The organism is Burkholderia sp. 9775_39, from assembly GCF_015712225.1.
Classification (GTDB): Bacteria; Pseudomonadota; Gammaproteobacteria; order Burkholderiales; family Burkholderiaceae; genus Burkholderia; species Burkholderia cenocepacia.
The window spans coordinates 426,369-452,042 of record NZ_JACCQC010000001.1; the positions used below are offsets into that span (position 1 = coordinate 426,369).

20 protein-coding genes are annotated in these 25,674 nt (G+C 67.9%); 7 read left to right on the forward strand and 13 right to left on the reverse strand.

Annotation, left to right across the window (positions count from 1 at the left end; translation table 11 throughout):
- Positions 1-3 precede the first annotated feature (3 nt).
- On the forward strand, positions 4-1,293 hold the full coding sequence (locus H0X90_RS01790) for a sugar efflux transporter (protein ID WP_077188966.1): 1,290 nt from the start codon (positions 4-6) through the stop codon (positions 1,291-1,293).
- A gap of 43 nt (positions 1,294-1,336) precedes the next feature.
- Here H0X90_RS01790 and H0X90_RS01795 read toward each other — a convergent pair whose 3' ends face one another.
- From H0X90_RS01795 to H0X90_RS01805, 3 genes are all read right to left on the reverse strand, one after another.
- Complete coding sequence (locus H0X90_RS01795; protein ID WP_077189053.1) at positions 1,337-2,500, reverse strand: arabinogalactan endo-1,4-beta-galactosidase; 1,164 nt, start codon at positions 2,498-2,500, stop codon at positions 1,337-1,339.
- Between the two features lie 301 nt (positions 2,501-2,801).
- Positions 2,802-2,972 carry a hypothetical protein gene (locus H0X90_RS01800; protein ID WP_006397039.1) on the reverse strand — a complete coding sequence of 57 codons (171 nt, stop codon included), beginning with the start codon at positions 2,970-2,972 and terminating at the stop codon, positions 2,802-2,804.
- Between the two features lie 171 nt (positions 2,973-3,143).
- Positions 3,144-4,052, reverse strand: a complete 909-nt coding sequence (locus H0X90_RS01805) for a DUF72 domain-containing protein (protein ID WP_077188967.1) — start codon at positions 4,050-4,052, stop codon at positions 3,144-3,146.
- Positions 4,053-4,337: 285 nt separating this feature from the next.
- On the opposite strand from H0X90_RS01805, the gene H0X90_RS01810 reads away from it, so the two are divergent.
- Positions 4,338-6,512 carry a TonB-dependent siderophore receptor gene (locus H0X90_RS01810; protein ID WP_077188968.1) on the forward strand — a complete coding sequence of 725 codons (2,175 nt, stop codon included), beginning with the start codon at positions 4,338-4,340 and terminating at the stop codon, positions 6,510-6,512.
- A 9-nt stretch (positions 6,513-6,521) separates the two neighbouring features.
- Here H0X90_RS01810 and H0X90_RS01815 read toward each other — a convergent pair whose 3' ends face one another.
- Positions 6,522-7,337: a response regulator gene (locus H0X90_RS01815; protein ID WP_006483332.1), complete on the reverse strand. Its 816-nt coding sequence runs from the start codon at positions 7,335-7,337 to the stop codon at positions 6,522-6,524.
- A 1,133-nt stretch (positions 7,338-8,470) separates the two neighbouring features.
- Here H0X90_RS01815 and H0X90_RS01820 point away from each other — a divergent pair.
- Together H0X90_RS01820 and H0X90_RS01825 are read left to right on the forward strand one after the other, a co-directional pair.
- Positions 8,471-12,064, forward strand: a complete 3,594-nt coding sequence (locus H0X90_RS01820; RefSeq protein ID WP_077188969.1) for a YadA family autotransporter adhesin — start codon at positions 8,471-8,473, stop codon at positions 12,062-12,064.
- A gap of 348 nt (positions 12,065-12,412) precedes the next feature.
- Positions 12,413-12,820: a VOC family protein gene (locus H0X90_RS01825; protein WP_006483322.1), complete on the forward strand. Its 408-nt coding sequence runs from the start codon at positions 12,413-12,415 to the stop codon at positions 12,818-12,820.
- Between the two features lie 22 nt (positions 12,821-12,842).
- Here the strand turns inward: H0X90_RS01825 and H0X90_RS01830 are convergent, their stop codons facing one another.
- Positions 12,843-13,382 carry a toxin gene (locus tag H0X90_RS01830; protein WP_077188971.1) on the reverse strand — a complete coding sequence of 180 codons (540 nt, stop codon included), beginning with the start codon at positions 13,380-13,382 and terminating at the stop codon, positions 12,843-12,845.
- A gap of 109 nt (positions 13,383-13,491) precedes the next feature.
- Positions 13,492-13,878, reverse strand: coding sequence for a MerR family transcriptional regulator (locus H0X90_RS01835; RefSeq protein WP_006483333.1), 387 nt, complete (start codon positions 13,876-13,878; stop codon positions 13,492-13,494).
- Positions 13,879-13,965: 87 nt separating this feature from the next.
- Between H0X90_RS01835 and H0X90_RS01840 the strand changes: the two genes are divergently transcribed.
- Positions 13,966-14,874 carry an alpha/beta fold hydrolase gene (locus H0X90_RS01840; RefSeq protein WP_006483331.1) on the forward strand — a complete coding sequence of 303 codons (909 nt, stop codon included), beginning with the start codon at positions 13,966-13,968 and terminating at the stop codon, positions 14,872-14,874.
- Positions 14,875-14,884: 10 nt separating this feature from the next.
- On the opposite strand, the gene H0X90_RS01845 is transcribed toward H0X90_RS01840, so the two are convergent.
- Genes H0X90_RS01845 through H0X90_RS01855 form a run of 3 tightly spaced genes read right to left on the reverse strand, consistent with a single transcriptional unit; the run spans position 14,885 to position 17,555 of the window.
- A complete protein-coding gene (locus H0X90_RS01845) occupies positions 14,885-15,697 on the reverse strand; it encodes an ABC transporter ATP-binding protein (protein WP_077188972.1) in 813 nt (270 codons plus the stop codon).
- On the reverse strand, positions 15,694-16,551 hold the full coding sequence (locus H0X90_RS01850; protein WP_034204015.1) for an ABC transporter permease: 858 nt from the start codon (positions 16,549-16,551) through the stop codon (positions 15,694-15,696). Before H0X90_RS01850 ends, H0X90_RS01845 begins: the two co-directional genes overlap by 4 nt.
- 11 nt (positions 16,552-16,562) lie before the next feature.
- Positions 16,563-17,555 (reverse strand): aliphatic sulfonate ABC transporter substrate-binding protein, encoded by a 993-nt coding sequence (locus H0X90_RS01855; protein WP_077188973.1) that lies wholly within the window; start codon positions 17,553-17,555, stop codon positions 16,563-16,565.
- A gap of 336 nt (positions 17,556-17,891) precedes the next feature.
- On the opposite strand from H0X90_RS01855, the gene H0X90_RS01860 reads away from it, so the two are divergent.
- Complete coding sequence (locus H0X90_RS01860) at positions 17,892-19,319, forward strand: MFS transporter (protein ID WP_077188974.1); 1,428 nt, start codon at positions 17,892-17,894, stop codon at positions 19,317-19,319.
- Between the two features lie 130 nt (positions 19,320-19,449).
- Here the strand turns inward: H0X90_RS01860 and H0X90_RS01865 are convergent, their stop codons facing one another.
- Both H0X90_RS01865 and H0X90_RS01870 read right to left on the reverse strand, forming a co-directional pair.
- Complete coding sequence (locus tag H0X90_RS01865; protein ID WP_077188975.1) at positions 19,450-20,850, reverse strand: LLM class flavin-dependent oxidoreductase; 1,401 nt, start codon at positions 20,848-20,850, stop codon at positions 19,450-19,452.
- Positions 20,847-22,118 carry an acyl-CoA dehydrogenase family protein gene (locus H0X90_RS01870; protein ID WP_077188976.1) on the reverse strand — a complete coding sequence of 424 codons (1,272 nt, stop codon included), beginning with the start codon at positions 22,116-22,118 and terminating at the stop codon, positions 20,847-20,849. The genes H0X90_RS01865 and H0X90_RS01870 overlap by 4 nt, the downstream gene beginning before the upstream one ends.
- A 296-nt stretch (positions 22,119-22,414) precedes the next feature.
- Between H0X90_RS01870 and H0X90_RS01875 the strand changes: the two genes are divergently transcribed.
- The gene (locus H0X90_RS01875) at positions 22,415-23,653 is read left to right on the forward strand and encodes an SfnB family sulfur acquisition oxidoreductase (RefSeq protein ID WP_006483330.1); all 1,239 of its coding nucleotides are present in this window, start codon (positions 22,415-22,417) and stop codon (positions 23,651-23,653) included.
- Between the two features lie 3 nt (positions 23,654-23,656).
- Here the strand turns inward: H0X90_RS01875 and H0X90_RS01880 are convergent, their stop codons facing one another.
- Together H0X90_RS01880 and H0X90_RS01885 are read right to left on the reverse strand one after the other, a co-directional pair.
- Entirely contained in the window at positions 23,657-24,484 is an 828-nt protein-coding gene (locus H0X90_RS01880) for an ABC transporter permease (RefSeq protein ID WP_034203484.1), read from the reverse strand.
- Positions 24,477-25,667, reverse strand: a complete 1,191-nt coding sequence (locus H0X90_RS01885) for an ABC transporter substrate-binding protein (RefSeq protein WP_077188977.1) — start codon at positions 25,665-25,667, stop codon at positions 24,477-24,479. Before H0X90_RS01885 ends, H0X90_RS01880 begins: the two co-directional genes overlap by 8 nt.
- Positions 25,668-25,674 lie beyond the last annotated feature (7 nt).

The window sequence follows — 25,674 nt, forward strand, 5'->3', positions numbered from 1 at the left end:
GCGATGCAGTCGTTGCGGCCGCTGCTGTTGCATTTCGCGCGCCTGGCGGGAATCGAGCACTTCGTGCCGCTGTCCGCGGCGGCGCTGATGCTCGGCGTCGCGATGTCGTTTACGGCGCCGTACCTGTCGCTGTTCGGCGTCGAGGCGGCGGGCATGTCGCCGTTTCTGGCCGGCATCTTCATGACGTCGATCGCGGCGAGCGGCGTCGTCGCGAGCACGTGGGCCGGGCGCTGGTCGGATCGACGCGAGCGGCACCGGCCGCTGCTCGTGGTGTCGCTCGGGGCGGCCGCGCTCGGCTTCGCGCTGCTGTGCGTGCTGCGCGCGCATGGGCCGGTGATCGCCGCCGGCACGATCCTGCTCGGCGCGGGCGCCGTGTCGCTGTCGCAGATCTTCTCGTTCGCGCGTGCGGTGCTGCCCGTCGCCGACGATGCACAGCGCGAACTCGCGTCGGCCGCGCTGCGCACGATGCTGTCGATCGCGTGGGTGTTCGGCCCCGCGCTCGGTGCGCTGATTCTCGCGCAGACGGGTTTTACCGGACTCTTTCTGGCGGCTGCCGCGGGCTTCGTCGCGTGCGCGGCGATCGTCGCGCGGATTCCGGAGCCGGCGCGGCGGCCCGTGGCGGCTCACGTGCAAGCCCCGGACCGCGTTGCACCGCCGCCTGACGCTGCGGGTGCAGCGGTCGTCGTCGCCGCAACGCGTGCAAGCGTGCTGCGCACACTCGTCGCGCTGACGCTGATCGGGCTCGCGGCGAACGCGACGATGATCGTGCTGCCGCTCTACATCGTGCACGCGCTCGGCGGCACGCCGGCGAACGTGTCGGCCGCGCTCGGGCTCGCCGCGCTGCTCGAGATTCCGATGATGCTGTGGCTCGGCATCCGTTCGACGCGCCTCGACAAGGCGCGCTGGCTGACCGCGTGCGCGCTCGTGCATGCGGCGTATTTCGTCGGCCTCGCGACGGTGACGCGCGTGAACCTGATCCTGCCGCTGCAACTGCTGAGCGCATGCGTGGTCGCGATCACGTCGTGTCTCGGGATGACGCGCGTGTGCGACCTGATGCCCACGCGCCCTGGCACCGCGACCGCGATGTTCTTCAGCACCGCGCGGGTCGGCTCGATCGCATCCGGTGTGCTGTCGGGCGCGTGCGTCGATCTGTTCGGCTATCGCGCGACGTTCGCCGGATGCGGCGGGCTCGCGCTCGTGGCGTGCGTGCTGCTCGCCGTGGATGCGTACGGCGAGCGGGGCGGCGCACGCCGCACGAGCGGGGCGCGCCACGGCTTCGATTCACCGCACTGACGCGGCATGCGCCGGTGCGGTGAAGCCGCGGCGCGGTGACGCGTCAGCGCTGCCGGAACGCGCCGAGCGACGGCAGCGCGCGACCGTGGAAATCGAACAGCGTGTTGTTGTCCCACTGGTCGCCCGCGCCGAGCTTCCAGCCGACGCCGGGCGTCGGGATCCATTCCGGTTCCCACCAGAACACGCCCTTGCCGCGATTGCCGGGCACGCCTTTCACGATATCGACGACCGCCGCGAGAAATTGCGCCTGGCCGGCCGGCGACGGCGGGAAGGTCGTCGAGCCGGTGTTCGTCATCGCGTTCGGCTCCGAATCGCCGTCGCTCGTGGTCCACGGATAGGCGGTCTCCACGACGATCAGCTCCTTGTCGTAGCGCACCGCGAGATCGTTCGCGTTGTTGCGCAGATCGTCGAGCGCGCCTTGCCATTGAGGGTAGTACGACAGCCCGATCACGTCGAACGCGACGCCGCGCTGCTTCGCGCTGTCGAACCACCAGCGGCTCTTGCCGTTGTCGCCGCCGCTGTCGATATGCAGCATCACCTTGATGCGCGGATCGACCGCCTTCACCGCGTCGTGACCGGTTTTCAGCAACTGCGCGAGGTTGTCCCACTGATCGTAGCGGCCGAGCGGCCACAGCATGCCGCCCGTGATCTCGTTGCCGATCTGCACCCACTCGGGCCGCACGCCGGCGCGCTGCAACTGGCGCAGCACGTCGGTCGTATAGGCCGACAGCAGCGCGCACGTCTCGGCGAGATTCTTGCCGGCCCACGCATGCGGCGGGTATTGCTTGCCGGGGTCGGCCCACCAGTCGCTGTAGTGGAAATCGATCAGGATGCGCATCCCGAGCGCGGCCGCGCGCTGCGCGAGTGCCACGACGTGCGTGGCATTGTTGTAGCCCGCCGCAGCGCTCTGGTTCGCGGGGAAGAAATCCGGATTGCCGGGATCGTTCCACACCTTGATCCGGATCGAATCGACGCCTTGCGCGCGGAGAATCTTCAGGCAGTCGCGCGGCGCGCCGCCGCCGTCGAAGAAGGCCGCGCCATGCGCTTCGAGTTCGGGTAGCGTCGAGATGTCGGCCCCCATCGCGAAGCCGCCGGCCGTCGCACTGCGCGGCGCGGGTCGTGCGAAGGCAGGCAGCGGGCCAGCCAGGTCGAGGCACGCAAGCGCCGCGCTCGAGATGCTCCAGCGCAGCATCGATCGTCTGTTCATCGTCATCCTCCATGTCATGGACCCCGTCGTGCGTGGGGTCGGCTTCGGTGTTTTTAAGCGCTTAAATTTTGGCCTGCGAGACGAGGCCGAATGGAGCGTAGCGCATCTGTCGCCGCCGATGCAAAGAACCCGCGCGTTGCCTACTATCTGGCGAGCGCCGTCACGCGTTGCTCGTCGTCGCAGTGCGGCTCGACGGACGGCACGATTGGCGCGGACGGCGCTCGCGTGGCCGTCGGCGGACTCCGGCGCTGTGTCGCAGTCGGCCGCTCGCGGCGTACGCGCTCGCAGCATGCGCGCCGCGCTAGGACCGGTCGCGATTGCGAGCGCGCGTCGCTCCGGTGATGACCGCGATGCCGAACAGGATGACGGCCACGATCTCGATGATGTGCTGAGAGACGTGCAGCGTCATCAAACCCCAGGCGACGCCGCCGATGAAAATGATCCATCCGACCAGGTAGATGAGCAGGGTCATCGTTCTTCTCCTTGCAGTGTTGGCCCGTGACGCCGATTGCCGGTCGTGCAAAATTTACCGCTCGCGCGGCGAGGCGCGATGAAAGGCGCGATCCGCGCATGCGGGAGCATGTTGCGAGCCTGGCTTGGCCGCGCCGGCGGCATTTCCCGGCTACGCAGCTCGCCGAGTGTTTCACTCCACCGCATCCTGCGCATGCAGCCCCAGCCGCGCCATCAGCCGCCCGGCATCGAACGGCGCTTGCGTTTTCGTATCGTTGTCGAAGTAGCAGTACACGTCGCGCGTCTGCACACGCGGCGGTTGCAGCGCCGGTGCGGCGAGACGCGCATCGGCCGGTTGCGTGCCCCGGCTCCACGCGTCGATTCTTTGCGCCCATCGTTCGAGCGCCGCATCGGCGTATTCGCCCGAATACTTCGTTTCGGTGCCGTGCAGCCTCAGGTAGACGAACCGCGCGCTCAGATCCTCGAACTGCGGCCACGCCTCGGTCGAATCCGACACGACGAGCGCGACCTTGTGGCGGCGCAGCAGCTTCACGAATGCCGGGTCCACGAAGCTGTCGTGCCGCACTTCCACCGCATGACGCAACGGCCGCTTGCGGTCGATCTGCAGATACGGCTCGCGAACCCGCGCATCGTGCCGGCGGGCGAGCGCGAGCGCCGCCTCCGTATCGTGCGGCAGCAGGCTCAGGAAGCGCTCCATGTGCGCCGGGTCGAATCGCAACGACGGCGGAAATTGCCACAGCAGCGGCCCGAGCTTGTCCTTCAGCGCGAACAGCCCCTGGGCGAAAAAATTCGCGCACGCGACCGTGGCCGTTTCGTCACGAAAACGCAGCATGTGCGTCAGGTAACGTGAACCTTTCACGCTGAACACGAACCCCGGCGGCGTGTCGGCGTACCAGCGCCGCCAGCTGTCGGGCGCTTGCAGGCTGTAGTGCGTGCCGTTGATTTCGATCGTCTGCATCCGGCCCGATGCGTATCGCAGCTCGCTGGCCTGCTTCAGGTCGGCGGGGTAGAAGGTTCCCCGCCAGCCCGGGTAGCGCCAGCCTGAAATGCCGATGTGAATCCTGCCCGAAGTGCGTGTCACGTCGATGCCCGGCCGCGCCGGGTTCCTGATGCGGTTCCGGCGACGAGCAATCTGCGTGCCGCGACCGTCGCCGATTTGTTTTCTTAAAGACCGTGCCACGTTCGGCCGGTATGATCGCTGCGCTCGCGAGCGACGCAATCGGCCGGTGCGTACCGATTCATGCGTCACCGGCTGCGCCAGCACGGCAATCAAGACCATGACGACACTACCGGACGGACGCGGCGATGCGCGGTCCGCCGATCCGGCCGAACGGGCCAACCCAGCACGAGACGGAGTATCGACACGATGTGGACGGAGACAGGGACGGGGCGGTGCGCGCGGGCGATCGCGGCCGGCGGGGCAATGTGCGTGGCCGCCGCGGGCGGGGCGTACGCGCAGGCAACGGCGCCGGGCGCCGCGGCAGTCGCGCTGCCGCCGATCGACGTGCGTGGGCCGGCCGACGCTTCGTCCGTCGGGCTCGTCGCGCGGCGCACCGTCACCGGCACCAAGACCGACACGCCGATCGACGAGATTCCGCAAACGATCAACATCGTGACCGCGCAACAGATCGAGATGACCGGCGCGGCCGACCTGAACCAGGCGTTGCGCTACGTGCCGGGTTTCGCGACGTTCGGCGCCGACAGCCGAACCGACTGGTATGCGGCGCTGCGCGGCTTCACGCCGACGCTGTACGTCGACGGCCTGCCGGCTCCGAATACCGCCGTGATCGCGAACTGGCGCGTCGATCCGTACACGATCGACTCGATCGCGGTGCTGCGCGGGCCGACGTCGGTGCTGTATGGCGCGGGCGAGCCCGGTGCGATCGTCGACGCGCACACGAAGCTTGCCGACGGCGAGCGCGTGCGCGAAGCCGGCGTGCAGATCGGCAACGATGCGCGCAAGCAAGCGATGCTCGACGTCGGCGACCGGCTCGATCCGGATGGCAGGTACGCCTACCGCTTCGTCGGCGTCGCGCGCGACGGCAACGCGGTGACCGGCCCGAACGGCGACCGGCGCGTCGCGCTCGCGCCGTCGTTCCGGTGGCGGCCGAACGCGGATACGTCGTTGACATTTTCCGCGACGTTCCTGCAGGACAGCGGCGACATCTCGTCGAACTTCCTGCCCGCGTCGGGTACGGTGCTGCCGAACCCGAACGGCCGTCTGTCGCAGGACCTCTACATGGGCGACCCGTCGTTCAACGACTACCGCAAGAAGCAATGGTCGCTCGGCTACGCGCTGGAACACCGCGTGAATGCGATCTGGACGCTGCGTCAGGACGTGCGCTGGTCGCACCTGTCGCTCGACGACGCGACGGTGTTCGGCAACGGCCTCGCGCCCCGCAGTACGACGAACATGATGCGTTTCGCGGGGCTGTTCCAGCTCAACTACAGCCGGCTCGACATCGACAACCACGCGCAGGCGCGCTTCGGCACCGGGCCGCTCGAACACACGCTGCTGTTCGGCGCGCAATTCGACCGGCAGACGACGACCAACAGCGTATGGCTTGCGCTCGCGCCGTCGCTCGACCTGTACCACCCCGTCTATCGGCCCGTGACGGCCGCGATCTTCTCCGGCCCGACGTCGCTCGGCCACGTCGACCAGTACACGGCGATGAACGCGTTCGGCGTGTATGCGCAGGATCAGATCCGCTGGCGGCGCTGGACGCTGACGCTCGGCGGCCGCGAGGATGTCGTGAATGCGCGGTTCGACGACCGGTCGGCGGGCACGCACGTGCAGCAGGACGTCAGTGCGTTTTCGGGGCGCGTCGGGCTCACCTATCGCGGCGACGCCGGGTGGTCGCCGTACGTCAGCTATTCGACGTCGTTCGATCCCGTCATCGGCGTGCGGATGTTCGGCGGCGGCTTGCCGAAACCGACGCGCGGCGCGCAGACGGAGGTCGGGCTGCGCTGGCAGCCGCCCGGCCGGAACCTGATGCTGAACGCGGCCGTGTATCAGATCGACCAGACCAACGTCGTGACGCCGACGCCGGTGAATCTCGATCCGACCGCCACGACGTCGGTGCAGACCGGCAAGGTGCGCTCGCGCGGCATCGAGCTGAGTGCGGTCGGCAAGGTGACGCGCGAGCTGTCGATCGTCGCGTCGTATCTCTATCAGGACGTCAAGAACGTGCAGGCGAACGACGCGTCGCTGAACCACTGGCCGGTGTCCGTGCCGCTGCCGCGGCAGATGGCGTCGATGTGGGCCGACTGGACCTGGCACACGGGCGCGCTGGCGGGCGTCGGCATCGGCGGCGGCGTGCGCTACCAGAGCGCGTCGGCCGGCGCGCCGGACAATTCGCTGACGGTGCCGAGCGCGACGCTTTACGATCTCGCGATCCATTACGACCTGCCGCGCTGGCGTTTCGCGGTGAACGTGGCGAACCTGTTCGACCGGCGTTATGTCAGCGGCTGCCAGTCGTACGCGGTGTGCGTGTTCGGCAACGAGCGGACCGTGCTGGCCAGCGCGAAATACACCTGGTGAGCATGCGACTTACGCGCGACGTTGCGGCTCGCCGGTCGCGGTGCGCGCACCCGCATGGCCCTGGCGTCGCCATTCGGTCGGCGTGATGCCGAAACGTTCGCGAAAGGCGGTCGCGAAATTGGCCGGCGTCGAAAAGCCGATTTCCTTCGCGATGCTGGCGATGCTGAGCGAGGTCGAATCCAGCAGATCCTGCGCGATCCGCAGCCGCTCGAAGCGCAGATACTCGAACACCGTCTGGCCGAGATTGTCGCGAAACGCGCGCGACAAGCGCTTTTCGTGCGTGCCGACCGCGCGCGCCAGTTCTTCCACCGTCGGCGGATCGTTCAGCGTGCGCGACAGGTGGCGGATCGCCGCGCGCACGATGATGTCGTCGTCGTTGCCGGCCGCGAACGGGTTTTCCGCCGCGTCCGCCTCGGCCGGCCGTTCGCGTTTCGTCCGTGAGAGCTGCACGCGAATCCGTGCGATCACCTCCGCCGGCTCGAACGGTTTCACCACGTAGTCGACGCCGCCGATCTCGAGCCCCTCGAGCCGTTCGTGCAACGCGCCGGCCACGGTCAGGAAGATGACCGGGATCGCGCACGTCAGCGGATCGGCGGCGAGCAGCCGGCACGCGGTGAAGCCATCCATGCGCGGCATGCGCACGTCCATCAGGATCAGGTCGGGTAGCAGCGCCTGCGCGCGCTGGCACGCTTGCGCGCCGTCGGATGCGATGCTGATCCGGCATCCCGTGCCGCGCAGGATGTCGATCAGCAACCGGAGCTGGTCGGGTTGATCGTCGACGATCAGGATATGAGCGTCGCTCAATGCGGAGATCGGTGAAGGCATCGTGCACCTGTTGTGAAAAGGCGGTTGGCTGCGTTTCCGCGGGTGGCCTGCCCGGTGCGGTGGAAACGTCGGAAGCCGCTCTGTGGCGATGCATCCATCGCATCGCACGCCCGCATCGATTCCGGACAGCGCGAAACGGCGCGGCGGGCAACCGCCCGGCGCATCGGACGGCGTGGGTTGTTTTGATCACTGAGCCGGTAAAGATGCGCGGGATTGCCGTGTTTGCGCGAGGAATGACCGCGACTGCCGGAATCGATGCGAGCGGAATTGTAGGAGCATATTTCGAATCCGGCCAGACATGACGACTCCATTCGTGCCATTCCGCGTGCGTGATTATCGAAAATGGCGGTTTGCGACAGGAACGTGAAGCGTCGATATGCGTCGATGCTCGTGGTTTACGCGTATATCCGGTGGAAAAACGCACGGCCGGCCGCGTTTCCCGATTGGCTTTTTCAGACGAAATATTATTTGAATCCGCTTTGGCAAAGTATTTATCCGCTCGATAAAAGATTTTGAATGGCGGCGCCAGCGCGAAATCGTTTGCGGAATGCGTGTATTTTGCGTAAGCCTTTGAATAATATAAATTTTACAATCTATAAAGAATGCCGGCTTTAATAATTCAAGTCCGTGTCTCATAATTCGTCCGAACTTTGAACGACGGGTGGCGCAGGGCAGCGGAAGCACCGCAAGCGGTGACGGACGTTGCCTGACCCGGGCCTCGCGCATCGATTGATGACGGTCCAGGCCGGGGTTCGCTGCACCGAAGTGAAACTCCGGTTGCCGGAGATGAAATAAAAGAAGCGTGGTGGGTCGCGGTCAGCGCGGCGAAAAATCGGGGAAGTACATGACGACGGGTTGAATCTCCGGATTCAGTCGGGGAAAAGCTCGTCCATGACAATCAATACGTATTCCTAAGTCAGTTGTCGAATTAACGAAACGGGACATCGAGCCGACGGCATGCCCCGGGCTTTCGACCGCCCGGTCGAAACGGCTGCTCGATGCGTGCCGTCTCGGCATGGCTTGCCGTGAAGCGCAATCCGTTTCCGAACCGAAGTCGCAATCGAAGTCGAAGCTGTCAATAAAAGTAAGTAGTCCGTATTCAAACCAGACGCTACACAACGGAGCAGAAGACCATGAAGAGGAAGCAGATTTCGGCGCTCGCCGCCGCGATGTTCACGGGCGCGGGTGTGCTGATCGCCGGCGCCGCCCACGCGGACAATTTCGTCGACCGCGGTAACCCCGACAACGCGCTGAACGGCCAGTGTATCGACGGCACCAACCCGCTGTGCGTGGCGACGAAGAACGGCAGCTACGTCGCAGTCAGCACCGCGAACGTGACGCAAGGCACCAATGCGAAGGCCGGCACCAGCGGTATCGCGATCGGCGACCAGTCGAATGCGAGCAGCAAGGGCGGCAGCGGCAGTGGCGGCGCGATTGCGATCGGGGTCGGCTCGCAGGCGCTGGCGAACTCGGCCACCGCGATCGGCACGGTGGCGGTCGCCCAGGGCAATACCTCGCTGGCGATCGGCCGCCAGTCGGCGGCGGTCGGTGATTTCTCGATGGCGCTCGGCAACGTCGCCGATGCGCACGGCACGAGCTCGATCGCGCTCGGTCACTCGGCGCTCGCCAGCGGCGACCGCTCGGTCGCGATCGGCGGCGCGAACCCGACGTCGAGCGATGGCGTATCGGCCGGCGCGTCGTACGACGCGGCCACGCAAACGCGTGCCGGCGGCACGCAGTCGGTGGCGATCGGCGCCGGCGCGCAGACGAGCGACAACAACCAGGTGGCGATCGGCTCGGGCAGCGTCGGCGCGAACAATGGCGGCACGCCGGTATTCGGCGGCACGGCCGCGCCGGTGGGCGGCGCGGTATCGTTCGGCGCGATCGGCAGCGAACGTCAGCTCAAGAACGTCGCGGCGGGCGCGGCCGATACGGACGCCGTCAACGTCCAGCAGCTGAAGAACGTGAACAGCACGCTGAGCACGAGCATCGGCAACGTCGATGCACGCGTGACGTCGGTCGGCAACGCGCTGTCGACCTCGATCTCGAACGTCGACCAGCGTGTGACCAGCGTCGGCAACAGCCTCAGCACGAGCATCGTCACGGCCACGCAGAACGTCGTCAAATACACCGACGACTCGCACGCGGCGATCGCGCTCGACGGCGCTACCGGCACGACGATCGGCGGCGTGGCCGCCGGCGTCGCCGATACCGACGCGGTCAACGTCGGCCAGTTGAAGGGCAGCCTCACGCCGCTGCAGACGTCCATTTCGACGGCGGCTTCGAACATCACGAACCTGCAGAACAGCGTGACGGGCATCAACGGCTCGCTGAGCACGGCGGCATCGAACATCGCCGGCCTGCAGGCGGCCGATACGCGCAACGTCAAGTACGACGGCGCGAGCGGCTTCGACTCGGTGACGTTCGCCGGCCCCAACGGCACGACGCTGCACAACGTCGCGGACGGCAAGGACCCGCACGACGCCGTCAACGTCGGCCAGTTGAACGGCGGCCTCGCGTCGCTCAGCACGAGCGTGACGAACAACCTCAGCACGACGCTCGGCAACCTGAGCACGTCGATCACCAGCCAGATCGGCAACGCGACGAAGAACGCGGTGCAGTACGACGACGATGCGCACGGCGGCGTCACGCTCGGCGGCAAGGGCGCAACGGCGCCGGTCGGCCTGCACAACGTGGCGGACGGCGTGGCGGCGGGCGATGCCGTGAACGTCGGCCAGCTCGGCAAGGCGACCGATACGCTCAACCAGTCGATCACGACGGTCGGCAACCAGGTGACGACGAATACCGGCAACATCGCGGTGCTCCAGCAGGACGCGCTGCAATGGAACCCGGGCCTCGGCGCGTACGATGCGAGCCACGGCGGCCACGGCCCGCAGCTGATCAGCAACGTCGCGGCCGGCAAGAGCGGCACGGATGCGGTCAACGTCGACCAGCTGAACGCGGCGATTCACGACGGCACGAGCCAGCTCGATGCGCTCGCGGTCAAATACGACGATGCGAGCAAGCAGCAGGTGTCGCTCGGCGCGGGCAACGGCGGCAGCCCGGTACGCCTGACCAACGTCGCGGCAGGCAACGTGGCGGCCGGCAGCACGGACGCGGTGAACGGCGCGCAACTGCGCCGCGCGACCGACGGCGCCGCGGCCGCGCTCGGCGGCGGCGCGACGGCGAACCCGGACGGTTCGATCGGCGCACCGAACTACAAGATCGGCGGCAGCGCGTTCAACAACGTCGGCGACGCGCTGACGAACCTCGACGGCCGCGTCGGCAGCAACACGACGACGCTCGCGAATCACGAAACGCGCATCGGCAATGCCGAAACCAATATCGCCGGCAACACGGCGGCGATCGCCGGGCTGCAGCAGGATGCGCTGCAATTCGACCCGACGCTCGGCGCATTCAACGCCGCGCGCGGCGGCGCGCCGACGAAGCTGAGCAACGTGGCCGACGGCAACGTCGCCGCGGGCAGCACGGACGCGGTGAATGGCGGCCAGTTGTCGGGCGTGAAGACCGCGCTCGAGCAGCAGATCACGAACGTGTCGAACCAGGCCGGCGAAGCCGTGAAGAACGTCGTCAAGTACGACGTCGACGCGAGCGGCAACCGGCTGAATTCGGTGTCGCTGGTCGGCGGCGACGCCACGTCGGCGGTCGTGCTGAAGAACGTCGCGGCGGGCACCAGCGATACCGACGCGGTGAACGTGAAGCAGCTGAAGGACGTGCAGTCGAACCTGAACCAGCTCGGCGCGCTCGCGGTGCAGTACGACGACAGTTCGAAGAGCACGATCACGCTCGGCGGCGCGGGCGGCACGCGCATCACCAACGTGCAGGCCGGCACGCTCGGCGCCACCAGCACCGACGCGGTGAACGGCTCGCAGCTCTACGCGACCAACCAGCAGGTGTCGAAGAACACCACCGACATCTCGAACCTGCAAGGGAGCGTGACGAACATCGCGAACGGCAAGGCCGGTCTCGTGCAGCAGCAGGACCCGAACGGCGCGATCACGGTCGGCAAGGATTCGGGCGGCGCGAGCGTGAACTTCTCGGGCACGGCGGGCGACCGCGTGCTGACCGGCGTCGCGGCGGGCGTGAGCGACAACGACGCGGTCAACATGGGCCAGTTCAACAACGCGCTGAAGAACGTGGCGGCCAACGACAAGATCCGCGCGGCCGCGACCGATGCGAACACCACGTGGATCGCGCGTGCCGATGCGGGTTCGATCGGCTCGACGGCGACGGCGACCGGCAAGAACGCGGTGGCGGTCGGCCAGGGCTCCGTCGCCGATCGCGACAACTCGTTCTCGGTCGGCGCGAAGGGCAGCGAGCGCCAGGTCACGAACGTCGCGACCGGAACGGCGCCGACCGACGCGGTGAACGTGCAGCAGTTGAACGACAACCTCGCGACGGCGTCGACGCAGGCGAAGGGCTACACCGACCAGCGCATCGGGCAGGTGTACAACTCGTTCAACGACCTGAAGAAGGACATGTACGGCGGCGTCGCGTCGGCGATGGCGGTGGCCGGCTTGCCGCAGCCGACCGGCGCGGGGCGCTCGATGGTGTCGGCGGCGACGTCGAACTATCACGGCCAGCAGGGCTTCGCGGCCGGCTACTCGTACGTGACGGAGAGCAACCGCTGGGTCGTCAAGGCATCGGTGACGGGCAACACGCGGTCGGACTTCGGCGCGGTGGTCGGCGCGGGTTACCAGTTCTGATGCGGCTCGCGCAGCGTTGAGCGATGCGCGGGTGCCGGGCAACGCATGTCATGCCCGGCGCCCGCGGTCGAGCGGTGGCCCGGGGTTCGTTTGCGAATCCCGGGCCGTCTTCGTTTGGCGTATTCGTTCGACTGGTCATCCCGCATCGACGGCGCCTGTCGCGAATGCGAGTGGCGCTGTCCGCCGCGATCGCCTTCATCGCTCGACGGCCGGCCCCGCAAGGGTTTCGCCCGCGTCCGGCGCAACGTTCAATGCGAGTTGTTGAACGCGAGCCCGCGCTCGTATTCTGAAGTCCTCGGGCGGCACGGCATGGGGCCTCCGCCCACCACCGCATCGGAGAGCGCGACCATGACCGAAACGACAGCCACGATGAAGCTGAACCACCTGAGCTTTCCCTCCGCCGACACGCTGGCCACCGCCCGATTCTTCGAGCGATACCTCGGCTTCACGATAGCGGGAAGCTGGGAAAAATCCTGGATCCTCAAACGCCCGGGCTTCGACGTCGTGATCGATCACGTCGGCGACGGCGTGCCCGCATGGCCCGCCAATTTCCACGTCGGCTTCGAACTGCCGAGTCTCGATGCCGTGCACGCGTTGTTCGCGCGCTTCAAGGAGGAAGGCGTCGCGATGGAGACGGACGTCTTCAACAACGGGCGCGGCTCGCGCTTCTTTTGCCGCGCGCCGGGCGGCGTGATGTTCGAACTGAATACGCGTGCGGATGCCGCGCCGGAATATCAGGGCACCTTCGACGATTGATGCGACGCAGTGCGTGCCACGCTCAATCGCAACGGCTGGCGCGGGCGAGCGTCTCGATGACCGCGCGGGTACGCGACGGCTTGGTGATCTCCGTCCATTGCAGATGCGCGTATTTCGGGTCGTCGCGCAAGCCGGCGAACTTCACGCGGTTTCTCGCGAACGTCGTGTACGACCACAGGAGCACCGAGTCCCGCGAGCAGAACGCCATCCGCAGCGATTCCCGGTTGCCGTGAGAGAGCCGGGTGCGCATGAGCCCGCGGCCGATCGTGCGCCGCAGCACACGGGAAAACACCGTCCATCGCCCGAAGTTGAGCCATACGACCTGCGTGGCCCTCGACCACAGCACGTCACGCACCGCGCTGTAGTTTCCGTCGGCGACCCAGCGGTCGCCGGCCGTCGCCGCCCGCACCGCATGGTCGAACTGCGCGGGCGGCACGGCGGTCCAGCCCGGGCCCCAGTAGAGCCGGTCGAGTTCGATGTACGGGCAGGCCGCGGCGGCGGCCAGTGCGCTGGCAAAGGTGGATTTCCCGGCTCCGCTTGTTCCGACGACGATGACGCGCATGGGTGTGACCACCGGCAAAAAGGTGAGGGCGCGTATTGTGCCCGAAGCGCGCGGGTGGGCCGGTATCCGTAGCGGGAAAAAGCGGACCGCTGGCGAACCCGCGCATCGATCAATCGAGCGGCGGCACCGCACCATCCCGCAACATCTTGACGAGCCTTGCGCGCCGCTTCTCGAGATCGGCGATCTGGCGGTCGATCGCTTCGAGGCGTTCGCGCTGGACGTCGGTGATCTGGTCGCACGAGCGGGCGCCGTCGATCAGCAACATGCAGTCCGGAAAGCCGCGAATGTCGTCGAGGGTGAAACCGGTCGCGATCATGCGCTGAATCTGCTTGACCTGCGTCACAGCCTTGTCGGGAAACAGGCGATAGCCGTTGTCCGCGCGCACCGATGCGAGCAGGCCGTGCTCGTCGTAGTGCCGGATCGAGCGCACGCTCGCGCCGGTGAGCTGCGCGAGTTTGCCGATGGTCAGCAGTGGCTGGGTAGGCGGATTTTTCATGAAGGGCAGGTTAGCACGATCCGCTTGACTCTTACATCAGTGTGAGGGTTGAGACTGGGCGTCCGTTCATGCCTGGAGGAAAACACCATGGATACCCGCGTGCTGATGCGCTGGCTGATTGCCGTGATCTGGTGGGCGATGCCGTTCGCGTGGGCGTACGACGCGGCCGCCGCGCCGCTGAGCTATACCGTGACGTCGACGGACGGCGTGAAGCTGGCCGTTCAGGAAAGCGGCGACCCGGACGGCGTTCCGGTCATCCTGATTCACGGCCTGCTCGGCAGCCGCCTGAACTGGGACGCGCAAGTCCAGAGCGCCGAACTGCGCGGCTTCCGGATCATCACGTACGACCTGCGCGGCCACGGGCTGTCGGACAAGCCGTCCGGCGCGCAGCCGTATCGCGACGGAACCCGCTGGGGCGACGATCTCGCCGCGGTCATCGACGGCACGCATGCGCGCAAACCGGTCGTGGTCGGCTGGTCGCTCGGCGGCGTGGTGATCTCGAACTACCTCGCCCAATACGGCGACCGCGCGATCGCGGGCGCGGTGTACGTCGACGGCGTGGTCGAGCTTGCGCCGGGCCAGATCGTCGATCATCCGGACGTGTACCGCGACATGAATGCGGCGGATCTGAAAACGCATCTCGACGGCGAGCGGACTTTCGTCGGTCTGTGCTTCAACCGCCGGCCGGATGCCGCGACGTTCGAGCGCTTGCTCGCCAACGCCGCGATGGCGTCGTGGGACATGCAAAAGGCCATCCCGACGATGTCGGTATTCGCCGCCGCGGGGCTCGGCCACGCGCGCGTGCCGCTGCTGTTCATCTACGGCGGGCGCGACGCGCTGGTCGACACGCAGGCGACGCTGGCTCGCGCGGCCGCACTGAACTCACGCATCGTCAGCAAGGTGTACGCGGCATCCGGTCACGCGCCGTTCATCGAGGAAGCCGGGCGGTTCAATCGCGATCTGGCCGCGTTCGTCCGGTCGGCGTCTGCGCAATGAAGTGGCGACGTCACGCCGGTGTGACCGGGATGCCTGTGGGGTCGCGCGCCTCACGATCGTGAAAGCGCTGGAACGCATCGATCAGCCGCGCGCGCTGCGCGGCCAGCGACGGATCGCGCCGATCGCGCGGCCGTGCGACGTCGACGTGGAGTTCATCGTCGACGCGGCCCGGGTTCGGCGCGAGCACCAGCACGCGATCGCCGAGATACAGCGCCTCGTCGAGATCGTGCGTGACGACGATCGCGGCCATCCGGTGCCGATGGACGACCTCGAGCAGCAGCGTCTGCAAGCGCATCCGCGTGATCGCGTCGACCGCGCTGAACGGCTCGTCGAGCAGCAGCAGATCCGGCTCGCCGAACAGCCCGCGCGCGATCGCGGCACGCTGCGCCATGCCGCCCGACAGCGTCGCCGGCAGCTGCCGCGCGACGCCGGCCAGGCCGACCTCGTCGAGCAACCGCGCGACGCTCGGATCGCGTCCGCCCCGCGCGCCGGACGCGAAACCGACGTTGTCCGCGATCGACAGCCACGGCAGCAGCCGCGGCTCCTGAAAGATCACGCCGACACGCGCGGACGGCCCGGCCAGCGCGCTGCCATCGAGCGTCACGCTGCCGCGGAAGTCCGGGTCCAGGCCGGCGACGATCCGCAGCAGCGTGCTCTTGCCGCACCCACTCGGGCCGACCACGCAGACGATTTCGCCTCGCGTGACCTGCAACGCGATGTCGGCCAGGATCGTGCGATCGCCATACAGCTTGCGGGCGATCCGCAGGTCGAGCAGCGGCGTGGCGAGGCTGGCGGCCGGACGGATGGAAGTGGAAGCGCTCATTTGCCGCCCTCGCGCGCCGCGCCGTCGAACGCATCGCGCCAGCCGAGCCAGCGCGACTCGATGCGACGCATCGCGCCGTCGGTCAGCTTGCCGAGCAACGCGAGCAGCAGGATCGCGCCGAACACGAGGTCGGGGCGTCCGGTTTCGCGGCCGTCGCTCAGCAGGAAGCCTAGGCCGCGCGTGGCCGCGATCAGCTCCGCGGCGACCATGAACATCCACGCGAGGCTGAGGCCGGTCCGCAGGCCGGTGACGATCTGCGGCAGCGCGGCGGGCAGCAGGATCCGGCGGAACAGCGCGAGCGGGCCGAGCCGGTACACCGCGCCGAGCTCGACGAGCTTGCGGTCGACGTCGCGAATGCCGGCGACCACCGCGAGATGAACGGGAAAGAACGCGCCGATCGCGATCAGCGTGATCTTCGGCGCTTCGTCGATGCCGAGCCACAGCAGCAGCACCGGCACCCACGCAAGCGACGGAATCGCGCGCAGCGCCTGGAACGTCGGTTCGAACAGCGCATCGACTCGGCGGCTCAGGCCCATCGCCGCGCCGACGACGAGCGCGAGGCCGGCGCCCGCCGCAAAGCCGGCCGCGACGCGCAGCGTGCTCGCGCCGACGTGACGCGCAACCCGCGTGACGCCCATTCGCGCGAGCGTATCGAGAATCTCGCTCGGCGCCGGCACGAGATGTTCGGGCAGCCAGCCGCGCCGCACCACGAACTCCAGCAGCACGAGCGCCGCGAACGGCAGCGCGAGTCCCGCGACCCGCCACGCGCGCAGCGGGTCACGTCGGGCCGCACGCGGCGGCGAAGCGGGTTGGCGGGACGCGAGCGCGTCGCCGCGCGCGGTGGTGTCCGTCATCGGCGTCACGCTCAGTGCGACGCCGCGACGATCGGGCGCGCGAACGACGGATCGAGCAGCGTATCGACGATCTTCGCCGGATCGACGCCCGGCTTGGTCAATTGCTCGGCCGTCAGCACCGGCGCGGCGGCCTTCAGCGCCGCGCGCTGCGTGTCGCCCGGCACCGGGTCGCTGAAGTCGTTGCGCTGAAGCTGCAGCTTCGCGACCGGCAGCGACACCTTCGATTCGTCGGCAATGATCTGCGCGGTTTCGGCCGGATGCGCGCCGATCCACTGGCGCGCACGGTCGTAGACCTTCAGCACGCGCGCGACCGCCTGCGGATACTGGCTGGCGAACGCATCGCGCACGTTAAGGAAGCCGTACGTATTGAATGCGACGTTGCGGTACAGCAGGCGTGCGCCGTCGTCGAGCTGCGCGGCGGCCATGTGCGGATCGAGCCCGGCCCACGCATCGACCTGGCCGTTCGCGAGCGCGGTGCGGCCGTCCGGATGCTGCAGGTTGACGATTTCGACGTCGTCGCGGGTCAGGTCGACCGTGTGCAGCGCGCGCAGCGTAAACAGGAACGGATCGGTGCCGCGCGTCGCGGCGATCTTCTTGCCTTTGAGGTCGGCGAGCGAACGGATCGGCGAATCCTTGCGCACCACCAGCGCCGTCCATTCGGGGCGCGAGAACACGTAGACCGTGTGGATCGGGTTGCCGTTCGCGCGCGCCAGCACCGACGCCAGTCCCGCGGCCGAGCCGAAATCGACCGCGCCGCTGTTCAGGTATTCGAGCGCGCGATTGCTGCCGAGGCTCAGCACCCAGCGAATCGCCGTATGGTCGGCCTTGAATTCGTCGTCGAGCCAGCCGAAGTGGCGGATCACGAGACTCTCGGGCGAGTAGTACGCGTAGTCGACGCGGATTTCAGCGGGCGTCGCCGCCTGCGCGTGTATCGACGCGAGGCCGGCAAGCGCGGCAACGACGACGGCCGCGGATTGCCACACGCGGGACCAGAACGACTTCATCGGGGATTCTCCGGAAGAGCGGCAACGCGCCGCGAACAGGCAGGGTAGTGGGCTACTGTAACGAAGCGCAGGCGTTCCGTTAACGAAGAAATCCGCGATTGCACATGCACGCTGCTGCTAAGCGCCTCTGCCGCGCAACTTTATGACGCACGCCGATTAGTTTATCGGTTTATATCGCTTGGGATTGCCGGATCGAGGGAACAGAATTTCCGTTGCCGGAACCCGATGACGACGGGGCCGCATTCGCCCGGCGCCGCGATGGTCGCGAACACACCTGTCCGGTTTCCGGCTCCACGACGACCTTGCCGTGCATTCGGCACAAAACTAAGGAATCCGATGAGTTCGATCGATCTGAGCCCGCTCGCGCCGGCGTCTTCTCCCATCCGCTCGGCCAGCGACGTCGCGCGCCTGATCAATACGGTGGACAGTTCGGTGAGCCACGCACGGATGATCGTGCTGCTGGCGCTCGGCGGCGTGTTTCTCGATGCGTACGACCTGACGACGCTGTCGTACGGCATCGACGACGTGGCGCGCGAATTCGGCCTGACGCCCGCGCTGACCGGGCTGGTCGGGTCGGCGATCATGATCGGCACGATCTTCGGCAGCCTGGTCGGCGGCTGGCTGACGGACCGGATCGGCCGCTATCAGGTGTTCATGGCCGACATGCTGTTCTTCGTGGTCGCGGCGATCGCGGCCGGGCTCGCGCCGAATGTCTGGGTGCTGATCGCCGCGCGCTTCGTGATGGGGCTCGGCGTCGGCATCGACCTGCCCGTCGCGATGGCGTTCCTCGCCGAATTCTCGAAGTTCAACGGCCGCGGCAACAAGGCGTCGCGGCTCGCGGCGTGGTGCCCGATGTGGTACGTCGCGTCGTCGGTGTGCTTCCTGCTGATCTTCGGGCTGTATTTCCTGCTGCCGGCCGAGCACGCGGGCTGGCTGTGGCGCGCGTCGCTGATCTTCGGCGCGGTGCCGGCGCTCGTCATCATCCTGTTCCGCAACCGCTTCATGAACGAGTCGCCGCTGTGGGCCGCGAACCAGGGCGATCTGGCCAATGCCGCGCGGATCCTGCGCGAATCGTACGGCATTCACGCGCACGAAGCGGACGATGCGCGACGCGAGCCGAGCCCGCCGCCGGTGCGGATTCGCGTACTGTTCCAGCGTCCGTATCTGGGGCGCACGATCGTCGCCAGCGTGATGAACCTGTGCATCCCGTTCGAATACACGGCGATCGCGTTCTTCCTGCCGTCGATCCTGTCGCAATTCCTCGGCGCGGGCGTGTTCGAGACGATCGCGGCGTCGCTCGCGTTGAACGTGCTGTTCGCGTTCACCGGGGGCTTGCTCGGCATGCGACTCGCGTATCGCTATCCGTCGCGTCATGTCGCGATCGCGGGGTTTGCGCTGCAAACGGTCGCGCTCGTCGCGCTGGCGCTGGCGGGGCATCCGCACGGCGCATTGGCGGTCGGCGTCGTGCTGCTGATGCTCGGCACGTGGCTGTTCGCCGAAGGGTTCGGGCCGGGTGCGCAGATGATGATCTATCCGACGCTGTCGTATCCGGCCACGATCCGCGGCACCGGCGTCGGCTTCGGGCGGTCGCTGTGCGGCATCGGCCAGGCACTCGCGCTGTTCGTGCTGCCGATCCTGCAGGCGCGTCTCGGCACCGACATGTTCTGGGTCGTCGCGATCAGCGCGGTCACGCCGATCGTGTTCCTGCTGATCATTCGTTATGAGCCGACGGCGAACGACGTCGACGACGAAAGCGTGGCGTAACCATCGACCCTGGGGGCGCTCGTTGTCCCCCGGCAAATACAAACGACTTCGTCAGACTGCACGAAACCGTTTGTACTGAAAGCCGGCCGCCGCGTGAATGCGGACAGACCGGCTTCGACGTCGCCCAACGCTACGCGCTCACCGCTTCCCGCTCGGCCGCGCGCTTGACCTGTTCGATATCGCGAAACTGCGCGGCCGGATGCTCGTCCGGCAGCCGCGCCGAGCCGCCGAAGAGTTTTTCGCGCAGCGTGCCCGGCGCATACGCGGTCGGATACACGCCGCGCCGCTGCAACTCGGGCACGAGATGGCGCACGACGTCCTCGAAGGTTTCATGCGCGATCGCATACGCGAGATTGAAGCCGTCCACGTCGGTCGCGGCCACCCATTCCTGCAGGATGTCCGCGACGGTCGACGCCGACCCGACGAACACCGGGCCCATCCCGCCGATGCCGCCCCATGCCGCCAGCGCTTCGATCGTCCACGCGGTGTCGCCGCCCGACAGGTGCTCGACCGCCGACACGATCGCATTCGTTTCGACGCGCCTGACCGGATCGGTCGGCGCGTACTGGCCGAAGTCGATGCCGGTCCAGCCGGACATGAACACCAGCGAGCCGTCGTACGACACGTAGCGCCGATACTCGTCGAACTTCGCTTGCGCCTTCTCGTCGGTCTCGTCGACGATCACCGTGACGAGGTTGTAGATCAGCACTTTCGCCGGGTCGCGCCCGGCGGCCGCGGCCTGCGCACGTACGTCGGCCACATAGCGCGCAAGCTGGTCGCGGGTCGGCGCGGCGACGAACACGCATTCGGCGTGCTGCGCGGCGAACGCCTTGCCGGGGCCCGACGCGCCGGCCTGGAACAGCACCGGCGTGCGCTGCGGCGACGGCTCGCACAGGTGATAGCCGGGCACGTCGAAGAAGCGGCCCTTGTGGCCGATCTCGTGCACTTTCTCCGGATGCGTGAACACGCGGCCGTCGCGATCGCGCACCACCGCGTCATCCTCCCAGCTGCCTTCGAACAGCTTGTACAGCACCTCGACGTACTCGGCCGCGACCGCGTAGCGGTCGTCGTGCGTGCGCAGCCCGTGATCGCCGACGTTCTTCGCGCCGCTCTCCAGGTACGACGTGACGATGTTCCACGCGAGCCGGCCCTTCGTGTGGTGGTCGGCGGTCGACAGCCGGCGCGCGAACGTGTACGGATGCTCGAACGTCGTCGACGCGGTGATGCCGATGCCGAGATGCTCGGTCGCCATCGCGATCGGCGCGGCGAGCTGCAGCGGATCGTTGACCGGAATCTGCGCGGCCTGGTGCAGCGCGTGATAGTTGCTGCCTTTGTACACGTCGTAGTAGCCGATCACGTCCGCGATGAAGATCGCGTCGAAGATCCCGCGTTCGAGCACGCGGGCGAGGTCGGTCCAGTAGTCGAGATCCTTGTACTGCCACGAGCGGTCGCGCGGATGCGCCCACAGGCCGGGCGACTGATGGCCCACGCAGTTCATCTCGAACGCATTGAAGCGGATGGTCTTGCTCATTGCGCGGCCCCCGTTTCCGCGCCGGCGCCCGCATGGGCGTCCGCACCGTTGCCGACGCGCCACACGAACGGCGGCGTGCGGCCGTTGATGATCCAGTCGCCGACGATGCGCGCCTTGTAGACGAGCGGATTGTGCGACGACACCGTGCGCGCGTTGCGCCAGTGGCGATCGAGCGCGGTCGTGCTGCGGGTCGCCGACGCGCCGAGCGCGTCGAACAGGCGCGTCGCCGCGCGCAGCACGAGTTCGGACACGACGAGCTGGCTCTGCGCGGATTCGATTTCGGCCGCGACGTTCGCGGCCTGCTCGGCCGCTTCGTCGCCGCCGAAGCGCGCTTCGTACGCGTGCTGAAGCGGCTGCGCGGCGCGCAGCGCGAGCGCGTCGGCCGCGTAGGCCCATGACGCGATCTCGCCGATCACCTGCTGCAACTGCGCGTCGTCACCCGCGCGCGGCGCATTGCCGTGGCTGTACACCCGTGTGCGGTTGCGCACGAGTTCGCCCGCGTCGCGCACGATCGCATGGCCGATGCCGGCCAGCGTCGCGACGTGGAACAGCTGATAGAACGCGGTCTGGTACTTGAAGCGGCGCGCGAAATCGATCACGTTGTCCGCATCGACCGCCGCGTCCTCGAAACGCGTCGTACCGCTGCCGGTGGTCGTCTGGCCGAAACCGTCCCAGTCGTCCTCGCGGATCACGCCCGGCTGCGCGGTCGCGACGGCGACGATGACGTCGCTGCCGTCGTGCGCGCGCTGCGCGAACACGTCGATCCAGTCGGCGAACAGGCTGCCGGTGCTGTAGAACTTGCGGCCGTTCAGCACGAGCCGGCCGTTTTGCTCCGACACCTTCGTGACGGTCTGGCCGAGCGGCACGTCGCCGGCTTCCGACCATGCATTGCCGACCAGCTGGCCGCTCGCGAAGCGGTCGAACCAGGTCGTGCGTTGCGGACCGTCCGGTGCGTTCAACCAGTCCTCGACGAACGCGAAATGTCCGCGCAACGCCTGCGGCAAATTGGAATCGGCGGCGGCCAGCTCGGTCAGCAGCCGGAACAACTGCGGCAGCGACGCGCCGGCGCAGCCCGCGCTTGCCGGCAGCCGTATCGCGCCGAAGCCCGCCGATTTCAGCCAGCCGATCGCCTCGTGCGGCAGTTCGCGGCGGCGTTCGCGTTCGGCGGTGCCGGCGGCGATACGCTCGAAGATCGGCCGGAACCGGCTCGCGAGCGCATCGTATTCGGTACCAGTGGAAAGGTCGGGGGCTGCGTGCGACGAAGTCATGCGGGTTTCCTCGAAGGGCGTGCGCCGGGAGCCCAGTATAGGAAGCGCGAAGCGGGCGTTCCAATAACGGATTCTCGGATCGTTATCGTCGCTGCGTATTACCGCGACTGCGACCGCAACCACGCGGGGACGCATCGACGTTCATGCATCCGTTGCGACGTCAAAACGCCGTTCCACCTGCGTCAGGCGCGACGTCGTTTGTTCTCCCAAGGAATATCGTTCCGAGAATCGCTCGGTTTTCCGGCCCGCGCGGCGCTGCTAGATTGAATGCTTTCGCCATTCGACAGGAGAGCCCGATGTCAGACACGAGCGCGACGATTCAGGAGCGGCCGGCCGATGCACACCCGCAGGTGGCCCGCGTGATCGCCGACGACGCGCAAGCGATCGCGGCCGCGCATGCGCTGGCGCAACGCCTCGCGCAAGGCGCCGCCGAGCGCGATCGCGACCGCCGCCTGCCGCGCGAGGAAATCGAATGGTTCTCGCAGTCGGGGCTGTGGGCGATCACGGTGCCGAAGGCATACGGCGGCGCAGGCGTCTCGCACGTGACGCTCACCGAGGTGATCAAGATCGTCGCCGCGGCCGATGCGTCGCTCGGGCAGCTTCCGCAGAATCATTTCGGGTTGATCGACGTGATCACGCTCGTCGGCACCGACGCGCAGAAGCGGCATTTCTTCGCCGAAGTGCTGAGCGGCAAGCGGTTCGGCAACGGGTTCTCGGAGAAGGGCACGAAGCACGTGCTCGACCTGAAGACGCGCGTGCGCCGCGACGGCGACGACTACGTCGTCGACGGCACGAAGTTCTACTCGACCGGCGCGCTGTTCGCGCATTACGTGCCGGTGCTCGGGCTCGACGACGCGCAACAGGCCTGGCTCGCGTACGTGCCGCAACCGACGCCCGGGCTGACCGTGATCGACGACTGGTCGGGCTTCGGCCAGCGCACGACCGCGAGCGGCACGGTCGTGCTCGACGCGGTGCGCATCCCGGCGTCGCACGTGCTGCCCGCGCAGCGCGTGTCGGACGTGCCGACGCTCAACGGCCCGCTGTCGCAGATCATCCAGGCGGCAATCGACGCCGGCATCGCGAAGGCGGCGATCGACGATACGCTCGCGTTCGTGCGAACCCGCACGCGGCCGTGGGTCGACAGCGGCGTCGAGCGGGCCACGGACGATCCGCTGACGATTCGTGAAATCGGCCGGCTGCACATCCAGCTGCATGCGGCCGACGCGTTGCTCGAACGCGCGGCGCGCACGCTCGACGAGATCGCGGCCAAGGGCGACGTGACCGAGGACGACGTCGCGCGGGCGTCGGTGGCGGTCGGCGAAGCGAAGGTGCTGACGACCGAGGTCGCGCTGCTCGCGGGCGAGAAGCTGTTCGAGCTGGCCGGCACGCAAGCGACGCTCGCCGAGCACAACCTCGACCGCCATTGGCGCAATGCGCGCACGCATACGCTGCACGACCCGGTGCGCTGGAAATATCACCTCGTCGGCAACTACTACCTGAACGGCGCGCGCCCGGCGCGCCATGCGTGGAATTGAACGTCAGCGCCCGGACGCCAGCAGCGCGCGGGTCAACCCCCGCGCGATGCCGTCGAGCGCGAAACCCAGCGCGCCGATGACGACGATCACCGCGGTCAGTTCCGCATACGCGAGCCGGTCGCGCGTATCGAGGATCAGGTAGCCGAGGCCCGCGTTGACGCCGAGCATCTCGGCCGGCACCAGCACGATCCACAGGATGCCGATCGCGAGCCGGATGCCGTTGAGCAGCGGCCCCGCGATCGCGGGCAGCACGATATGGACCAGCAGCTCGCGACGGGTGGCCGCGAGGCTTGCGCCGAGCTGCAGCCAGCGCCGGTCGATCTGCTTGACGCCGGCCGCCGTGCTCATCAGCACCGGCCACAACGCGGCGAACCCGAGCAGGAAGTAGATCGCGCGGTCGCCGATGCCGAACGACATGACCGCAAGCGGCATCCACGACAACGGCGACACCATGCGCAGGAACTGGAACGTCGGCGACAGCATCCGCTCGACCCATGGCACGCGGCCGAGCAACAAGCCGAGCGGGACGCCGGCCAGCAGCGCCGCGCCGAGCCCGACGCCGATGCGTCGCAGGCTGACGAGCGCGTGTTCGAGCAGATGATCGTCCGCGCATAGCGAGCGCAGGCTGGCGAACGCGCTGTCCGGCGCGAACTGCCGGCCGAGCGAGCCAGGCTCGGTCAACGCATGGATCGCGGCCCACCAGACCACGACCGTCGCCACGAGCCCGGCCACGCCGAGCCAGCCCGCGGCCGCAGGTGCCCGGGAACGGCCGCCGCCGGTCCGGCGCGTGCCGGGTGCGGACGAGCGGCGGGTAGCAAGCGCATCAGACAACGACGATCTCCTCGCGGCGGAACCCGCCCGATTGACCGAACGCGGTCAGCCCGCCGACCGCGTCGATGCTCTTGCGCACGAACCGGTCGTCGACCAGGTCGCGGGCCGCGAACGCCGGATCGAGCGACGCGAGGAATGCGCTGTCGCCGTCGACCACCGTCCGCTTCAGCCGCTGCACCAGCGCCTCGGTATAGCTCGGGAACGGATACGGCTGGAAGTCGATCCGCTTCGCGTGCCAGTCGGCGTGGCGGATCGCGCCGCTCGCGCGATAGGTGTCGGCCAGCGACGCCGACGGCACCAGCACGCGGTCCAGCGACGCGAGCGTGTGCGGCGAATAGCGGTGCGTGCCGTCCTTCGACAGCAGTTGCGCGGTTTCCTGCGGATGCGAGCGCGCCCACAGCTGCGCCTTCACGATCGCGTTGACGACCTTTTGCGACCACGCGGGGCGCTGCGTCAGATCCTGCTCGTGCATGAACACGACGCAGCACGCATGGTTCTTCCACACATCGCCGGTGAAACGCAGGATCTTGCCGATCTTCATCAATTCCGCGGTCGCGTTGAACGGCTCCGCGACGATATACCCGGCGATCTGGCGCGCGGCGAGCGCGGGCAGCATGTCCGACGGCGCCATGACGACGAGGTTGACCTCGTTCGCCGCGGGCGTGCCGCGCCGCTTGAGCACGGGGACGAGCCCCTGCCCGCGCAGCATGTCCTGCAGCACGACGTTGTGAATCGAGTACCAGAACGGAATCGCGACGGTCTTGCCGCCGAGATCGCGCAGCGAATCGATGTCGGGCGCGACCGTCAGCCCGGAGCCGTTCACGTGATTCCATGCGACCACCTTCGCCGGCGCGCGGCTGCCGTAGCGCGCCCACAGCGTCATCGGCGACAGCAGGTGCACGACGTTGACCTGGCCGGACAGGAACGCCTCGACGAGTTGCGCCCAGCTGCGCAGCAGCTTCGGCTGCTCGACCGTCAGCCCTTCGGACGCGAAATAGCCGTTGTTGTGGGCGACCAGCAGCGGGGCCGCGTCGGTGATCGGCAGATAGCCGATGCGAACCGGCGCATCCGGTTCGGCCGCGGCGTGCGCGTTGGCCATCGACAGCAACGGGGCGGCACCCGTCGCGGTGAACAGGGCCGCGAGCTTCAGCCATTCGCGGCGCGACATCGGAATCTGGCACATGGATAGG

Excerpts from the sequence above, each read along its gene's own strand:
- H0X90_RS01790 (WP_077188966.1), top strand. The coding sequence starts at position 4 with ATGCAGTCGTTGCGGCCGCTGCTGTTGCATTTCGCGCGCCTGGCGGGA.
- H0X90_RS01795 (WP_077189053.1), bottom strand. The coding sequence starts at position 2,500 with ATGAACAGACGATCGATGCTGCGCTGGAGCATCTCGAGCGCGGCGCTT.
- H0X90_RS01800 (WP_006397039.1), bottom strand. The coding sequence starts at position 2,972 with ATGACCCTGCTCATCTACCTGGTCGGATGGATCATTTTCATCGGCGGC.
- H0X90_RS01810 (WP_077188968.1), top strand. The coding sequence starts at position 4,338 with ATGTGGACGGAGACAGGGACGGGGCGGTGCGCGCGGGCGATCGCGGCC.
- H0X90_RS01815 (WP_006483332.1), bottom strand. The coding sequence starts at position 7,337 with ATGCCTTCACCGATCTCCGCATTGAGCGACGCTCATATCCTGATCGTC.
- H0X90_RS01820 (WP_077188969.1), top strand. The coding sequence starts at position 8,471 with ATGAAGAGGAAGCAGATTTCGGCGCTCGCCGCCGCGATGTTCACGGGC.
- H0X90_RS01825 (WP_006483322.1), top strand. The coding sequence starts at position 12,413 with ATGACCGAAACGACAGCCACGATGAAGCTGAACCACCTGAGCTTTCCC.
- H0X90_RS01830 (WP_077188971.1), bottom strand. The coding sequence starts at position 13,382 with ATGCGCGTCATCGTCGTCGGAACAAGCGGAGCCGGGAAATCCACCTTT.
- H0X90_RS01835 (WP_006483333.1), bottom strand. The coding sequence starts at position 13,878 with ATGAAAAATCCGCCTACCCAGCCACTGCTGACCATCGGCAAACTCGCG.
- H0X90_RS01840 (WP_006483331.1), top strand. The coding sequence starts at position 13,966 with ATGGATACCCGCGTGCTGATGCGCTGGCTGATTGCCGTGATCTGGTGG.
- H0X90_RS01845 (WP_077188972.1), bottom strand. The coding sequence starts at position 15,697 with ATGAGCGCTTCCACTTCCATCCGTCCGGCCGCCAGCCTCGCCACGCCG.
- H0X90_RS01850 (WP_034204015.1), bottom strand. The coding sequence starts at position 16,551 with ATGACGGACACCACCGCGCGCGGCGACGCGCTCGCGTCCCGCCAACCC.
- H0X90_RS01855 (WP_077188973.1), bottom strand. The coding sequence starts at position 17,555 with ATGAAGTCGTTCTGGTCCCGCGTGTGGCAATCCGCGGCCGTCGTCGTT.
- H0X90_RS01860 (WP_077188974.1), top strand. The coding sequence starts at position 17,892 with ATGAGTTCGATCGATCTGAGCCCGCTCGCGCCGGCGTCTTCTCCCATC.
- H0X90_RS01865 (WP_077188975.1), bottom strand. The coding sequence starts at position 20,850 with ATGAGCAAGACCATCCGCTTCAATGCGTTCGAGATGAACTGCGTGGGC.
- H0X90_RS01870 (WP_077188976.1), bottom strand. The coding sequence starts at position 22,118 with ATGACTTCGTCGCACGCAGCCCCCGACCTTTCCACTGGTACCGAATAC.
- H0X90_RS01875 (WP_006483330.1), top strand. The coding sequence starts at position 22,415 with ATGTCAGACACGAGCGCGACGATTCAGGAGCGGCCGGCCGATGCACAC.
- H0X90_RS01885 (WP_077188977.1), bottom strand. The coding sequence starts at position 25,667 with ATGTGCCAGATTCCGATGTCGCGCCGCGAATGGCTGAAGCTCGCGGCC.